The 13,979-nt window shown below is 63.8% G+C and carries 14 protein-coding genes; 1 reads left to right on the top strand and 13 read right to left on the bottom strand.

All coding sequences use genetic code 11. From position 1 onward, the window contains the following. Nucleotides 1–65 precede the first annotated feature (65 nt). The 13 genes from HMPREF3086_RS03395 to HMPREF3086_RS03330 form a co-directional block, all read right to left on the bottom strand. Entirely contained in the window at nucleotides 66–518 is a 453-nt protein-coding gene (locus HMPREF3086_RS03395; protein WP_070720163.1) for a DUF350 domain-containing protein, read from the bottom strand. A 43-nt stretch (nucleotides 519–561) separates the two neighbouring features. Then, nucleotides 562–981, bottom strand: coding sequence for a DUF4247 domain-containing protein (locus HMPREF3086_RS18840; protein ID WP_070720161.1), 420 nt, complete (start codon nucleotides 979–981; stop codon nucleotides 562–564). Continuing rightward, nucleotides 981–1,553, bottom strand: a complete 573-nt coding sequence (locus tag HMPREF3086_RS03385) for a DUF2617 family protein (RefSeq protein ID WP_070720159.1) — start codon at nucleotides 1,551–1,553, stop codon at nucleotides 981–983. Before HMPREF3086_RS03385 ends, HMPREF3086_RS18840 begins: the two co-directional genes overlap by 1 nt. After that, the gene (locus HMPREF3086_RS03380) at nucleotides 1,550–2,176 is read right to left on the bottom strand and encodes a DUF4178 domain-containing protein (RefSeq protein ID WP_061228835.1); all 627 of its coding nucleotides are present in this window, start codon (nucleotides 2,174–2,176) and stop codon (nucleotides 1,550–1,552) included. The genes HMPREF3086_RS03385 and HMPREF3086_RS03380 overlap by 4 nt, the downstream gene beginning before the upstream one ends. Before the next feature lie 416 nt (nucleotides 2,177–2,592). Further along, nucleotides 2,593–2,862 carry a hypothetical protein gene (locus tag HMPREF3086_RS03375; protein WP_024357673.1) on the bottom strand — a complete coding sequence of 90 codons (270 nt, stop codon included), beginning with the start codon at nucleotides 2,860–2,862 and terminating at the stop codon, nucleotides 2,593–2,595. A gap of 28 nt (nucleotides 2,863–2,890) precedes the next feature. After that, nucleotides 2,891–5,377 carry an AAA family ATPase gene (locus HMPREF3086_RS03370; RefSeq protein WP_024357672.1) on the bottom strand — a complete coding sequence of 829 codons (2,487 nt, stop codon included), beginning with the start codon at nucleotides 5,375–5,377 and terminating at the stop codon, nucleotides 2,891–2,893. Nucleotides 5,378–5,453: 76 nt separating this feature from the next. Beyond that, entirely contained in the window at nucleotides 5,454–6,770 is a 1,317-nt protein-coding gene (locus HMPREF3086_RS03365; RefSeq protein ID WP_141763972.1) for an OLD family protein, read from the bottom strand. Continuing rightward, the gene (locus tag HMPREF3086_RS03360) at nucleotides 6,767–7,936 is read right to left on the bottom strand and encodes a DUF262 domain-containing protein (RefSeq protein WP_070720157.1); all 1,170 of its coding nucleotides are present in this window, start codon (nucleotides 7,934–7,936) and stop codon (nucleotides 6,767–6,769) included. The genes HMPREF3086_RS03365 and HMPREF3086_RS03360 overlap by 4 nt, the downstream gene beginning before the upstream one ends. Next, nucleotides 7,926–8,987, bottom strand: coding sequence for a hypothetical protein (locus HMPREF3086_RS17840; protein ID WP_024357669.1), 1,062 nt, complete (start codon nucleotides 8,985–8,987; stop codon nucleotides 7,926–7,928). The genes HMPREF3086_RS03360 and HMPREF3086_RS17840 overlap by 11 nt, the downstream gene beginning before the upstream one ends. Further along, nucleotides 8,977–10,635, bottom strand: a complete 1,659-nt coding sequence (locus HMPREF3086_RS03345) for an HsdM family class I SAM-dependent methyltransferase (RefSeq protein WP_024357668.1) — start codon at nucleotides 10,633–10,635, stop codon at nucleotides 8,977–8,979. Before HMPREF3086_RS03345 ends, HMPREF3086_RS17840 begins: the two co-directional genes overlap by 11 nt. A 178-nt stretch (nucleotides 10,636–10,813) precedes the next feature. Continuing rightward, the gene (locus HMPREF3086_RS03340) at nucleotides 10,814–11,995 is read right to left on the bottom strand and encodes a tyrosine-type recombinase/integrase (protein WP_024357667.1); all 1,182 of its coding nucleotides are present in this window, start codon (nucleotides 11,993–11,995) and stop codon (nucleotides 10,814–10,816) included. Further along, nucleotides 11,988–12,245: a helix-turn-helix transcriptional regulator gene (locus HMPREF3086_RS03335; protein ID WP_024357666.1), complete on the bottom strand. Its 258-nt coding sequence runs from the start codon at nucleotides 12,243–12,245 to the stop codon at nucleotides 11,988–11,990. Before HMPREF3086_RS03335 ends, HMPREF3086_RS03340 begins: the two co-directional genes overlap by 8 nt. 144 nt (nucleotides 12,246–12,389) lie before the next feature. Then, nucleotides 12,390–12,764, bottom strand: coding sequence for a hypothetical protein (locus HMPREF3086_RS03330; RefSeq protein WP_024357665.1), 375 nt, complete (start codon nucleotides 12,762–12,764; stop codon nucleotides 12,390–12,392). A 200-nt stretch (nucleotides 12,765–12,964) separates the two neighbouring features. On the opposite strand from HMPREF3086_RS03330, the gene dprA reads away from it, so the two are divergent. Next, nucleotides 12,965–13,957 carry a DNA-processing protein DprA gene (dprA, locus tag HMPREF3086_RS03325; RefSeq protein WP_024357664.1) on the top strand — a complete coding sequence of 331 codons (993 nt, stop codon included), beginning with the start codon at nucleotides 12,965–12,967 and terminating at the stop codon, nucleotides 13,955–13,957. The last annotated feature ends 22 nt before the right edge of the window (nucleotides 13,958–13,979 follow it).

The following is a 13,979-nucleotide window of genomic DNA, read 5'->3' as shown; positions in this document are numbered from 1 at the left end:
CACGCGGCGCGGGACGTCCGGCGGGCTCGGCCCCGGTCCGCACGGGGTCCGCCGTGCGGGCCTCGTCAGGCAATGGCGGCCGCGTTGACGGCGGCGACGGCGAGCAGCGTGGCGGCGACGGCGAGCACGGCGGTGCTGAACCGTGGGGCGCTGACGAGGTCGCGGAATCGACCGGGGACCAGCAGTTCCAGGATCACCAGCGTGACGGCCTGGAAGATCACCCCGAGCAGGCCGTAGACGGCGACGTCGATCAGCCCCAGCACGAGAGAGTCCGACGCGTTCGTCATCACCGTGACGACGATGATCGCGAGGGAGATCGCCGAGGCCGCGAACAGCGCGGCCGCGTTGGGACGGTGGTCGACGAACACGTGGTGTCGCAGGCTTCCGGGCGTGAGCAGATCGAGCATGACGAACCCGAGCGTGAGGACCAGGGCGCCGACGCCGAAGTAGGCCAGCGACACCCCGATCCCGTCCAACAGTTCGGGTACGTGGTCGGCGGGTCCGGCGGCGAATGTCACCGTGTCTCCTCGGGTTTCGGGTAGTGAGAGGGCGTCTCGTGAGTCACTTCGCGCCGACCCCGCCGGAGCTTCCTCCGGCGGACCGGGCGGGGCTGCCGGGTCCGAAGGCTCCACCGAGGAAGATGAATCCCCCGGAGCGGAGCGTGCGGGAGTTCTCATCGAGCTGGACGCGACACGGGAGATCGCCGGACCGGCCGACGACGATCATGTCGTCCCCGTACCTCAGGTACCGGGTGTCCTCGTTCAGCTGGTCGGCGTCCGGCCGCTCGTGGTCGCGGATGTCCCTCGCCGTGGCGTCGCGGTCGCCCCGACACTCGTAGGTCTGGGAGGCGCCCGCCACCGGGGAGTAGTTCTCCCGGACGTAGCGCACCGCGTTCTGACCGGTCCCCACGAGGACGAGTCCCAGCAGGACCGCGCACAGTCCGGCGGCCAGCGCGATGATCCAGCCGCGGTACGCCTTCACTAAGCCACCTCCGCCGGCGCGCCGAGCCCGGCGACCCGGAGTCGGGACGAGGTGGCGACGACGTCGCCACCTCCGCGCCCGGCGGGGTCGTCCGCCGGGTAGAGATGCCAGGTGTCCCACGACCAGCCCGCGTCGTCGGGAGTCGGGGCCACCACCGTGAGCGCCCCCTCTGCACCGGGGAACCGTCCCGCGAGAACGGCGGGATCGGCCGCGGCGAGCGCGGTCAGACGATTTACCAGCTCCACGAAGGGACCAGCGGGCAGGGTCTCGGTGGCCCCGCGAAGGTGGTGGACGCCCCACGGGCCGGGGCAGGACATCTCGGCCGGCAACGGTGCACCCCCGGCGGCCGTCGCCCGGCAGGACACCTCCTCGGTCATCGCGTCGCGACCGTCGATCACGAGCGTCACCGCGTGCGACGCACCGAGGATGGACAGGCGTAGAGCGACGTCGTGCGTCGGGTGCGCCAGAACGGTCGAGACGAGGGCGTCCCGCTCGGGTGTGACGCCGATCCGGTAGCCGAGTGCCGCGGCCGCCACGTCACTCGGCTCCGCGACGAGATCGTGCACGGTCACCGCCTGTAGTCCGGGTCGCCGGCCGCGGGCGGCGCCGGGTAGACCGTCAGCTCGCCCCGGGACACCGGGCGGCCGGATGAGACCTCCCAGCCGGCGCCGTCCCAGTTCTCGAACGACAGCAGCGAGCTACCGTCCCCCGTGCGCATGTCCTGATACCGCATCCGTCCGCGCTCGGGCAGACCTGTGGTCCCCTCGCACGAGTACTCCGCCTCGCCCGACTCCTCGAGACGGTGCACACGATCGTCGACGATCACCTCGGACCCGGGGCTGACGCCGAGGCCCTTGCGGGTGGTCCACCAGGTCAGCTCCAGGGTCCCCTCGTCCTCCTCCACACCGAGCCACTGCGCACCGTCCCCGCCCTCGAGCAGGTGCTCCCACCAGACGTACGGGCCCTGGCGCAGGGTGATCGATCCACGCACCACGTAGTCGACACCGCCGTAGGCGACGATCGCACCGGGGCCGAGCTCACGCGGTCCGAATCCGTGAATCGGCTGGTCGGCGGCCAGCGGGTCGCGGCGGGGCGCGGCCGTGGCAGGCCTCGTCCCGCCCCGGGCCTTGACGATGATCCCGATGATCGCGACCACCGCGACCACCAACCCCACTATGACGAGTAGCTCTCCCACCGCGCATCCACTCCCGGATCGATGATCGACGGTCGACCCGGGCCGCCGCTTCGTGACCAGGAAAGGCTAACCCACCCGGCTCCGTGCGAGGCGCCCGGTTCACGCGAGGCGAGTCCATCTCGCCGAAATGGACTCAGGGCCGGCTCCCCGCTCGGGAAACCGACCCTGATCTCGTCCACTCTGTGTCGGGCTGACAGGATTTGAACCTGCGACCCCTTGACCCCCAGGCGTCCAGACAGCGTCGTCGAGGCCGAAATCCGCGTGATTCCGGGCCTCAGATCATGGAGCGCGACTCACGAGATGCATGAATTGCATGGTTCTGGTCCCCTTCTGGTCCCCCGCTCGGAAGGCGATGAATAGGACCGAATCTGGCACGACGCGAGTCAGGAGCGCGGGGTCTATCTCGGCCCGGCGGCCTATACGTGCTTGCGAATCCACTCCCAAGTGTCCTTCGTCAGCCAGCCCTGACGATCCTGGCCTGAGATGTCGACGACGAACAGCCAGCCGCTGTCGTCCATCGCACCTCGTAGGTGGGTGTACACGGAGTCTGCCGACTTGTTGGATACCACAATCCATGTGGACTTCATCAAGTTTGCCCATGTGCCATAGGACTTGATGCGCTCTATTAGCGACTCATAGTCCTGCCCCGGTGCGTTCAGGTCATAAGTGACCAGGTATGCACTCATGCATTCTCTCCTCTCAAATCTCTTGCATTCACGCCTGGGAGACTGCCCCTGGGGCCGTGTCAACGGTTTCAAGCAAGCCAGCGTCGCTGGCGATCCCCGACGTTCCCTGTCGCGTGTCGGCACGGGGCGTGAAACCTACCGGCTCGTTCGCGGCTTTCCGCTTCCCGAGATATGCGAGTGACCGAAGAGCGGTGTGAAGCTCTTCAATATCCTCGATGGCCTCGCGTGGGTCATCATCGAGGTGGAACCGAGGTCGCCATGAGCGCATCTCAGCCCGAACGTCTTCGGCTTCCTCGGAGTTGTCGAGTTGTCCAGAGATCTCCTCGATGAGCAGCAGGACGTGCTCGCGCGTTGCAGTAGAGACATGCTCTCGCATGAATCGATCTCGCGCGCGGTTGATGCGGCTGGAGACGCGTTCGACGCTCTCGGCGCGAACCGCTGCTCGCTGTCTCACACCGAGAGCCGTGAACAGCTGACGGAAGTTCGCGGCCAGGAGCTGGCGATCCTCCTCTTGCACCGCGTCGCTCGCGAGTTCTGTCAGAACACTCCGGGCAAAGCCGATCTTGTTCAGTTCGAAGCTCGCCTGTGACGTGAGCTTGCGGATGGCTTGCTCCAGAGCGTCTATCGTACCTTTGGCTCCCGCTTTGGTCGGTGCTTCATCGAACACCGTGCCAGCGCTGAGCCCGAGCGTCGAGATATCAATGTCGGGGACGAATTCAGCGCAGTAGCGGCTCGCAGCTGCGATCGCGATGTTGAACGGGATCAGATCTTCAATGGCGACCCTGCCGTGCGGGTTGTCGGTCGTGATGCCTTCGAGTTCTGCATCGGATAGTTGAAGCACGAGGTCGTCCGCGATGAGTGGCTTGCGTCGAGCACCACCCTTTCGGATCGTTGCCCGAGCATCGTTGCCTGCTTTATCGCCGTCGAGCAGCGCTATCACCGCCGGCTGTTCGATGTCACGCCCTCGGGCCAGGTAGATCAGGTACGGCACCTGGCTGACCCCGCCGGCAGGGACGAGGGTGATGCGGTTGAGGTCAAGCCTTTCGCGGTCGGGCGCGTTCTGACGTCCCAGCCAGCTCGAGATCCCGGCGAGCAATATCTGATCCGACGGTCCTTCCAGCATGAGGTTGCAGGTGCCGATGAAGGCTGTCTCGCCCACGAAGCTCCCGAACGCAGATCTGAGGGGTTCGTAGTGGTTCTGCGCGACGCTCGCGACGATGCGCGTACCTTCGTCGTGCTCGCCCTTTTCGAGTACCCGAATGCGCTCGGCGTGGTTCTTGTCGATCAGGAATGGGGAGTGCGTGACGTACAGGACCTGAACTGGAGCGCGGGCGTCGTCTTCGGGGTCGGCGAAGTCTGCGAACACTCTTAGGAGATCCTGTTGACCGGAACTCGATAGGAAACGGTCAGGCTCGTCCATCAGCAGGATCTCTGGTCGTCCGTCGCTCGGTGCTTCGTGAGCGAGGTATTGCACGAAGTAGCTCAGGAAGTACTTGAGGCCATCGCTTCTCTCGTCGAATCCATACGAGCGTCCAGTCCGATCCCGGATCATGAAGACCAGGTCGTATTCAAAGAGGGCAACGAACAACTCGAACTGACTGTCCTGCGTCCACCAGTGCGGGAAATTGAGTGCCTTGGACAACTCGCTGTTGATCGTGTCGACGATGCTGTTCGCGTACCCGTCCTTGGTGCGGACTGCGTTCTGCAACTCCACGAACTGGGAACGGTCGAGGCCTGCGACCTTGAGCAACAGATCAGCGGCGAGATGGTACTTCTTGAGCTCCTTTTCGTCGATTGATGTCGAGGTCTTGAAGGAAGTCGAGATCTCGTTCGCCTGGCTGACAACGGAGTCTTTCGAGTCGAACCAGTTGGAGTTGTTCGTGAAGGCATCCCAGATGCTGCGAAGCACACTGCGTCCGACTGCTGTCGTCGCTTTTCCTGTGGCCAGGAACTCCAGGGGGACGCTATCTGGCAGGGGCACATCGGCGTCTATGTTGAACGGCGCTGGAAGTCCGGTTTCGTTCAAGAGCGTCGGCTTCTTGACATGGATGGGTTCCATCCACTGGTCGCCGCGGTGGGCGTATAGACGAAGTTGCGGGGTCGTGTTCATCCGGAAGATGGCAACACGATCAGTTCTGCTGAGTCCTGTCTCGCCGGTCGCTTCCTCTATCGCCTTGATGTCAGCATCACTGATATCTCGGAACTCGGCTCCGAACTCTGGCCGAATGAGTGTCTTGTCCACGGAGAAGAACGGCGAATAACGGCAGAAGTCGCTTCTCTCATATCCTTCGCCGGTCAGCGCCGCGCGGACGGCGGCGAGTACCTGGCTCTTGCCTGACTCATTGCCGCCGACGACAGTAGTGATCTGGTCTTCCAGGCGCAACCGCACGAACGGGTACTGCGCTCCGGAAGGTGTCCCGTCCCAGGGGTCAGGGCTGTAGTTCGGATTCGACAGTCGAACGTAGTCATAGTTCAGGGAGCGGAAGAATCTTGCGTAAACGGCGGTGAGCTTCATTGCGTCAACCTTTCGGGACAGGTGATATCGGTGGAGCTTTCAGACGGGTAGGTGAACACACGAAAAGCTCATGACCTCAGAGAGCTTTGCGCAGGGCCTCGAAAAACGACTTGACCGTCGTTTCATTGCTATCAACCCACAGTTCGGCGAGCACCCTGAGCACGCGCGGACGTCCGTATTCTGCGCCGAGGTCATTGACCCAGTCGTGCGCGTCAACGCCTTCTTTTGTGTCGAGGAATCGCGAGAGTTCGCCGTCGGGAACGTTCAGTTTCGCTGCCAGCCGCGGGACGTCTGCTCGAAGTGTCCGGAAGAGAACATCTGGGTCGCTCTCTGTGGGCAGGAAGAGGGCTGGCCACCGATTCTGTTTGGATTCATGGATTTCCGCGCGCTTATCGCCGTCGAAGAGGTATGCGTACACGATCTCGGGCTGCGGAGGCCGAGGGAAGTGCTCTTGAAGCTCGACCATGTATCCGGACCCGTTCCCCCAGACAACCGCGCTTGCTCTTGCGAACCGTCTGTCATAGGCCTCGATGAGGACGTGGGCAAGCATCCATGCCGACTCGTCCTCTACGAAGAAGACATGTCGAATCGGGGGCCGCGCGAGAAGAGTGTCGGCTACTGTCGGCTCGTCCTGGCAATGTGTTGCGAGAGCCGTGCCTTCATCGCCAGTACGCACGAGGACGAATGCCTGCTCTTCGAGCGCGTCCGCAATCATCTCAGAGGAGTGCGTCGTCACAATCAACCGCCATTCGCGGTCCAAGCAGATCCTGAGCAGGCGAACCAGTAGTGCTGAGGCACCAATTGGTGGCAGGTAGGCGTCGGGCTCATCGAGTAGGAGTGTGAGGCCCTCGACATCTCGGTACTGTTCGAGGATCCAAAAGAGGAGGTGAACAGAAAACTCGCCCAGCCCCATCTCGCGCGATGAGTAGTGAACCCCTTTGTGTTGGACTTCGAAGTACGGGAGCAGTGGTTGCTCGCCGCCCCAGCGGAATCGTTCAGCGACTGCCTTGTCGCTCGGCTCCACCTCGAGTGCATACCAATCAATGAGTTCGTACTCTCGGCCGATGACGCGCTGGACGTCGTCCTGCCGGTCCTCGTCGGGGCCGAGGACATCGAACTCGGCTTTCATCTCGTCGAAGTCTTCGCGTGACCGCAGCACCGTCAGTGCTTGTTCACAGAGAAAGTGAAGGTCCAGAAGTAGTCCGTCGTCTCCTAGATGGTCTGTGATGGAGCGCAAGAGACGCGTCTTTCCAGCGCCGTTGCGTCCCCCAATCACGAGGCACGGTGTCGACAAATCGAGGGTGATCTCGTCGAACTTGGCGATGGCTGGCGGGTCCGCTCGTCGCTTCTTCTTGAGAGAGCGCCAGACTTTGACCTCTTCAGCCCGTCTCACGGCGCTGCTTCGGGCTGGACGAGCGGGTCACCCCAACGGACCCTTTCGAGGTAATCCGCCACGAGCGTTTGGGCGGAATCTGGTTCCTTGTCGAGTGCCGCAAGAAGCTCGCTGGAGTCCCGGTGAGGTGGCGTACCGTACCGAGCCCCGGAATATAGATGGACAGCAAGGTCACGGATCAAGACCGACGAAACGTCCGTCACGCGGTATGAAGCTCGATCATCGTAAAGTCGCAGCATCGCTGCTAGCGCCCGACTTTTCCCGTTGTCCGCTAGTTGTTCGCCTCTCTTGACGAGCGCGCGGTCCACCTCAAACTGAGTCAGCAGTGTCGACGGCACCGACCCGTCAGCAAGAGGCGCCCAATGGCAATAGATCAGCCACGTCTGAAGCGTGCCCTTGTTGAACTTGACTCGCGCATCACTCTCGTTGATCTGTCGAAGCAACTCTGCACCGGCACCGCGAACACTTTCGATTGTCTCGTCTGAAAACGGCTTCGAAGATCGGTAAAACTCTTCAACAACGTTGTTGTTGATGTGCTGTCGCAGATTCCCAACTTCGAACGCGACACAAGTTCGCGCGATGATGTCATCGTAGGCAAGGCGCCCGTTGGTGAAGCCAATCTTGGAGCTATTCAGCAGGCCAATCTCGGTGAGGTCGTCCACCATCTGCCTGACCTGATCGCGAGCCTTACCATGAAGGGCGTTACGCTTTTCGGGCGGAGTAAGATTGTACGCCTGATTGAGCCGAAAGAAGAGTTCGTTTGGCTCCTGGGGTCCGTACTCGCTGAGAGTGATGATGGGCAAGACAAACCTGTTTACAGCTTTCCGAACGGCAAGTGGCAGCCTCGAGTACTTCAACCCATTGAGGCTCGCAACGAGTTCGTCGTGCGGCTCGATAGTGCCGTCGATCTTTACCTTGTCCGCGAAGAAGTCGCGAATCGCTGCAAGCCTTTGCTGCCCGTCTAGGACAACTTCCTCGCCGTCGGTATCCACCACGATGTGTATCGCAGGGACATACCATTCGCGAAGGATGGTGTCGACAAGGCGCTGGCGTCGCTTCGTATCCCAGATCTCTCCGCGCTGAAAGTCGGGCTGGAGGTCCAGTTCACCGGCGTTGATCCGGCTCACAATTGTTTCGAGCTGAAGATCGGACTTGTCAAGCTTCATGGGTCTGCTCCTCCACCAGCGAGTTGGCCCGCGTTCCCGCGTCCATCCGCCGTCTGCGAGCGACCTTATGCAAGTTCACTGGCGTGGCGTCAAGGACACGTTCTACCATCTTCGCGAGAAACGTCGATGGGCTGAGATGGTCCGGAACCGCGTCGTGCCGAATGGTGACGATTGGAAGGTTCGCCAGTGCGCGGTCAACTTCCGACGGTGGGACATCCGAAAGCTCAGTGCCAGCATCCTCGTCAACGGTCAGACCGGCCGCGGCAAGAGGATCTTCGAGTTCTTCACCACTTTCCGTAGGCGGAGCGAGTGTGTCAGCGTACTCGATCATCACTAGACAGGTCGCATGATAGGCGTCGTCTTCACGTCCGAGCTTACCGAGCAGGTCGATCAGCCACTCGGCGGTATCCGGCTCCTTCTGGAGGATGTCGGAACGCAGTCCGAAGACGAATCCCAGGGCAGCGAGGGGATGTCGCAGGCGAAGGTTCTTGGCGTCGCCGTAGGATTCTTCGACGCGGTTGGCAGCGTTCTTGCCGTACGAAGAGTCCATTCGTTTGGTGGAGATCAGCAACTCTGGTCCGGTTGCCCAGTCAGTCATGATGACGTCGACTTGTTTGAGGTAGTTCTTGCCCAAGATGTTGGCGCTGGCAGAGGTGACTCCGGCAACGGCCGAGCTCCGCGTCAGTCGGGCGTTGAGTTGCGCGCGTTCCTTCGCGGGGACGGCTTTGAGGAGGTTGGCGACGGGCATCGGCAGGATACGGGGATGAGTGCCGCGCGGCCAGGTTGCGTCAGCATCAAAGCCTGCGCGACGGAGTTCGTAGCTCAGCCACACGTCGAGGGATAGAGCTGGCACACCGGTGCGGGTGTCAACGCCGAGGTACAGCGGAACGCCGAGGAGACGTACCAAGGTTTCGTAATCAGGGGCGTACTCCAGTCGCCCGTCGGCGTGCCTGCTCCAAGGGTTCGTGTAGGCCCCGGCGGGAGCAGCTTCCGCGACGATGCGGTCGAAGATGACCCATGCTCTTTCCTTCGCGCTTGGTTCAGCGGCCACTTCGCCCCCTCGCTGTGCGTCGGTCAGTCATGGCCGCATGGGCTTCCCGGACTCGAGCCAGGTCAACTTCCGAGACAATGCCCGCCTCTGTAAGTATGACGCGGTCCACGAGATCCACAGCCTGAGCGAGCTTCCCATGCTGCAGCAGTGTCGCGACCCTCGGTTTGATAGCGCGGAGTGCGTCGGCGTGCGCCTGCACGTGTCCGAGTGAAGGCATGGCCCAGACATCGGCTTCGCGAGGTTCGAGCTTGAGAATCCCGCCCCCGTACGAACGGCCAACCATTTCAGCATTCAGAAGAGTGACGGAGTTCAGACTGGCGAGAGGCAGCAGCTCTCGCCCCAGCTCCCGAGCATCGTCCTTGAGGTAAACGCCGTGGACGGAATTCAGGTGCCCAGCCTGTGCGCTGTTGGTGGTCAGGCGTGGGGTATCGGCGTTCATGCAGGTCAGTAGCAGGTCCGCAGGCGGCAGAAGCGGGACTCGATACCAGGGCTTACGGACCCGGCACTTGTATGCCTCATCGACGCCGGCGAGATGTCCGGTCTCAATGTATGCCTGAGCCGCGGGAGAGGGGGTATCGGACGGGCGGAACAGCCAAGTAGCCTTGCCCTTCTGCCCCAGTCGGGTCATGGCATCGCTGGAAAGCTCCAGTCCGCGGAGATGGGAACTCCCTGGCGGGGAAAGCCTGACCAGGTCTCTGCGAGTGAGACCAAGCTCTTTCACCCGTGCGGGCGAGAGGGCGAAGTACCGGTTGTTGCCAGTCACCATTCCGAGGGTGGTGTCGCCCCAGGCTTCGAGGTTGGTGAAGTGTCCGCTGGCTTTCAGGGAGCGGAGCGGCTCGATCGCGTCCGGGTCGACGAGTACGCCGGTCCACTTGGCTGCGGGGTCCAGCGGTGTCCAGGTCAGCGGGCCACTGAGCGTGGAGAGGGCTTCGGCATCTTGTGCTTGATAAATGGTGGCGTGGTCGGTCGGTCCTTCGTCAAACCCTTCGGCCAGCAGCAGGACAACGTCCGCCTCGGCCTCGGGGAACACCTGCTCGGTGAACAGCACCAGCTCGACACTGCGAAAGCGATCGAAGAGGAACTGTCTCACAGCGGCGGCGTAGTTAACGCTGAGTAGTTCGGCGGGCAGCACGAGACCCATCCGGCCGCCAGGTTTAAGGAATAGGGCGGAGTGGATGGTGAAGGCGGCCCAGCTGGAGGCGAGAGCCGTCAATGCGACGCCGGCTTTGAGCGCGGCAGCGCGGGACCGTGTGCGGGACTCGCCGGTGAAGTCCTGGTAGCGGATATACGGCGGGTTTCCGATCACCACGGAGTAGCGGGGCTCGGGTTCGACGAGGAAGAAGTCACTGACGATCAGGTTGGGGTTGCCCCCGGCCTCCTTGACACGGGCGTGGGCGACGCGGGCGCTATGCGGGTGGATCTCCACCCCATCCACACGGGGTACCGAGGCACCTACCTCTTGGAGACGCCGAACGGCTTGCACAAGGAACGCGGCATCGCCGGCTGACGGCTCCAGCACGGAGTCCTCTGATGTGCGGATTGCCCAGTTCGTTATGTAACGAGTGATCGAGTCCGGAGTGAAGAACGCGCCGCGCGCCTTCCGCAGCTCAGCCGTGTCAACAGCGGCGGGTGCAGAAGAATCGAACATGTCTCCATTCTGCCGCACGCATCAGACAACGGTCGTGAGGCCGCGCTCAACAGCGCGGCGCAAGTGCCGCGTCTGCCCCCAGCCGGGCGTTAGTTGCCGGCACACGGTCGTTGTGCCCAGGTCGACAGAAAGCACGCCAGATCACATGGTCCAGGCGCGCCTTCTGTCGATCCGTCGCTCAGACGGCTTGGGCGAACACCTCGTCGAGTAGTCCGGCTGTGATGGGGTTCACGGTCTCGTCTCGCTGGATGTAGTGCTGCATCGTGATCCGCGGGTCAGTGTGCCCGAGGAGCTCCGAGGCGAGGAGCACGCCTTGCGCATCGTTGACAACCGTGGCGACGGTGCGGCGGAATCGGTGCGGGGTGACGTTCCCGATCCCGGCCGCGTCCATCACGTCGCGCAGAAGCCGGCGGATGTTGTTCGTCGTGTGCGGGGTCCTGACCCGCGTGCTGAACAACAGCGCGCCTGGGTCGGTCTCGCCGCTACGCAGCAGGCGCGAGCGGATTGCCTGCATCGCGAACGACGGCAGTGCGACGCGGCGAACCGAGCGATCCGTCTTCGGATGATCCTGCCGGTGCGTCGGCTCACCCTTGCGGCTGATGATCGTCCCGGCAATCCGTGCCGTCGGGATCGGACCGTCCAGATCGAGATCTTGGAGTCGGATGGCGAGTACTTCGCCGATGCGGGCGGAGGTGCCGAGCATGACCTCGACGATCTGCCCGAGTTGCCTATCCGGCCTCGGTCCGGCCAGTATCCGCCGGGATTCCCAGGTCTTGATCGCGGCGCGGATGTCCTGCACCTCGCCGATCGTGAAGGCGTCGGGGATGGTCTTCTTCCGGTGGAGTCGGGAAACGTGGTCCATCGGGTTGCGGGGCAGGATCTCGTGGCGGACCGCGAGCGCGAGGGCGAGGCGGAGGACGACGCGGGCGTGCTTGGCGCGGCTGTAGCTGCGCTTGGCGAGTTGTTTGAGGAAGTAGTCGCAGCGGGCGACTCCGATCTCCCGGAGGGTGAGGTCTTTGAATGCGGGGAGGACGAGGGTGCGCATGTCGCGCTCGTAGAGGTGTCTCGTGGTTCGTGAGAGGCGGTCTTCGATCTCCATGTCTTCCAGCCAGTACGTGACGAGTTCCGGGAACGAGCTGTCGGCGCTCATGCCGTTGAAGCCGGGCTGGTAGAGGGAGCGTTCTGCGAGCTTCTGCTTGAGCTTGCGCTCCGCGGCGGCCCGTGAGGAGCCGGTGGCTTGGACGAGTCGGTTGCTGCCGTCCCAGTCCCGGTACCGGGCGCGGGCCACATGGTTGCCGTTCGTCTGGGTACTGGTGGCGATGACTCCGAAGGTGCCGATGGGTGTGCGGGGCCTACCCACGTGCGCTCTCCCCTGCTCGGGGAAAGGTGGCCGCGCCGGTAGGGGCGGCGGGCTCGCGCATGGTGTCCATCCAGGCGCGGATGTCGGTGATGCCGAACATGATGCGCTTGCCTAAGCGGTAGGCGCGGGGGCCTTTGCCGTTGGTGCGCCAGTCGTAGATGGTGGAGACGGGGACGCCGAGGTAGTCGGCGAGTTCGTCGATGTTCAGGAGCGGTTCCAGGCCGTGCGGGCTGGACTGGTGTTGATTCATCCCTCCAGTCTCGAAGGACAAACGAGCGGGTTTGTTCTTCCGCCCTGCTCCTCGGCGGAGTTGATCGTCGCCGGGCATGTAGACCGCTGCGTGCCGTTGCGGCTTCGCCGCTCGAACGGTGCGGGCGAGGTCGCGATGCAGCTTCTATGGCATGTGCGCCGTTGTCGGCTCCGCAGGCTCGATCGGCCGAAGCGCACGACGGTCGCGGCGCCGGGTCGCCGACTCCTCCATGCGAGCGCAGATGAGGAGCACAACGCTGACCGGGCCCATGATGAGGAACTTGAGCGCGTTCCAGCAGAACACGAGCACGAGGAGGTTCAGCCACCTGAGGTCGCGATCCTCGATCAGGGTTAGGCAGTAGTTCGCGGCGAGGAAGTACGGCACGGCCAGGAGCATCGCGGGGATGCCCCATTTCAGGCCGCGGCGGGTGCGGATCGCGTCGAGTGCGATGTTGGTGGGCGTGTAGCGCCGCAGGTAGTAGCGGGCGTGGGCGCTGAGCGCCCAGAGCAGTCGGATCATGGCGTTGTCCTCTCGTGGCACGGTCAGGTGACGAGACAGTGCGTAGAGAGTGGCCCGAGGGCCTGTCCGCGAGGACGCCAGATCAAGGAGGAATCTGTCTCCTTCCAGCGTACGACTCACCGGCGACATCCGTAAGAGGTGCGCCCGCTCGTTCGGGTGGCGCTCGCGCACCTGTCTGGCACACACGAACGGGAGCCGGCATGGTCACGATCACTTTTCTCACGAAGGACGAGCGCGCCGCACGGGTCGCTCTGGCTGCAACCTTGGAGCCCGACGACGCGGTGACCGGCCGACTCATCGCCGCGGTCGGCGCCGTCGAGACTGTCCGCCTGGCAGCTGGCACCGGCGCGTTCCCGAAGCACGTCGATGCGATCGAGGCCGGGCTGTGGCGCAACAAGGTCACCTCACGCTTGGATGTCCACGCGGTCACGCAGGCACTGGCAGAGACCGACCGCCTCGGGCTGCGCATCCTCATCCCGGGCGACGACGATTGGCCGACCGCGCTCAACGACTTGGGCGAGCGTGCCCCGACTGCCCTGTGGGTTCGTGGCGTGACGTCGTTTCTCACCGCTCCGCTGAGAGATCGCGTGACGATCACCGGAGCCCGCGCCGCCACAAGCTACGGCGAGCACGTCACGGGCGAGCTCGCCTCCGATCTGACGCATGCCGAACGGATCATCGTGGCCGGCGGCGCCTACGGCATCGACGCCGCCGCCCACCGAGCCGCGCTCGCCACAGGCGGGCACACCCTCGCGGTGGTGGTCGGCGGCTTGGATCGGCTCTACCCGTCCGGTAACCGTGAGCTGCTGGAACGACTCGGAGATCTCGGGCTTCTCGCCAGCGAGATGCCGCCCGGCGCGACGCCGACCAAATGGCGGTTCCTCGCCCGCAACCGAATCCTTGGCGCTCTGTCCGGCGCGACCGTCGTCGTGGAGGCCGGCTACCGCTCCGGTTCCCTCAACGTCGCTGCGCGCGCCGCTGAACTCGGTCGGCCAGTCGGGGCTGTGCCCGGCCCCGTGACCAGCGCGGCCAGCGCGGGCACCCACCGGCTCCTGCACGAGGGCATCGCCGCCCTTGTCACCGACGCTGCAGACATCACCGCACTCTTCGGTTCTGCGGATGAAGGCTCGCAGGCGTTCTCACGCGAACCTAGCGTCAGCCATCCGATGCGGAGACCACCCCGCAGGCTCTAGCCTCGCCGTTCCGGGCTTGGCC

It is taken from the genome of Dietzia sp. HMSC21D01 (assembly GCF_001815995.1).
Taxonomy (GTDB): Bacteria; Actinomycetota; Actinomycetes; order Mycobacteriales; family Mycobacteriaceae; genus Dietzia; species Dietzia cinnamea.
This window is presented reverse-complemented; position numbering and strand designations above follow the sequence as displayed.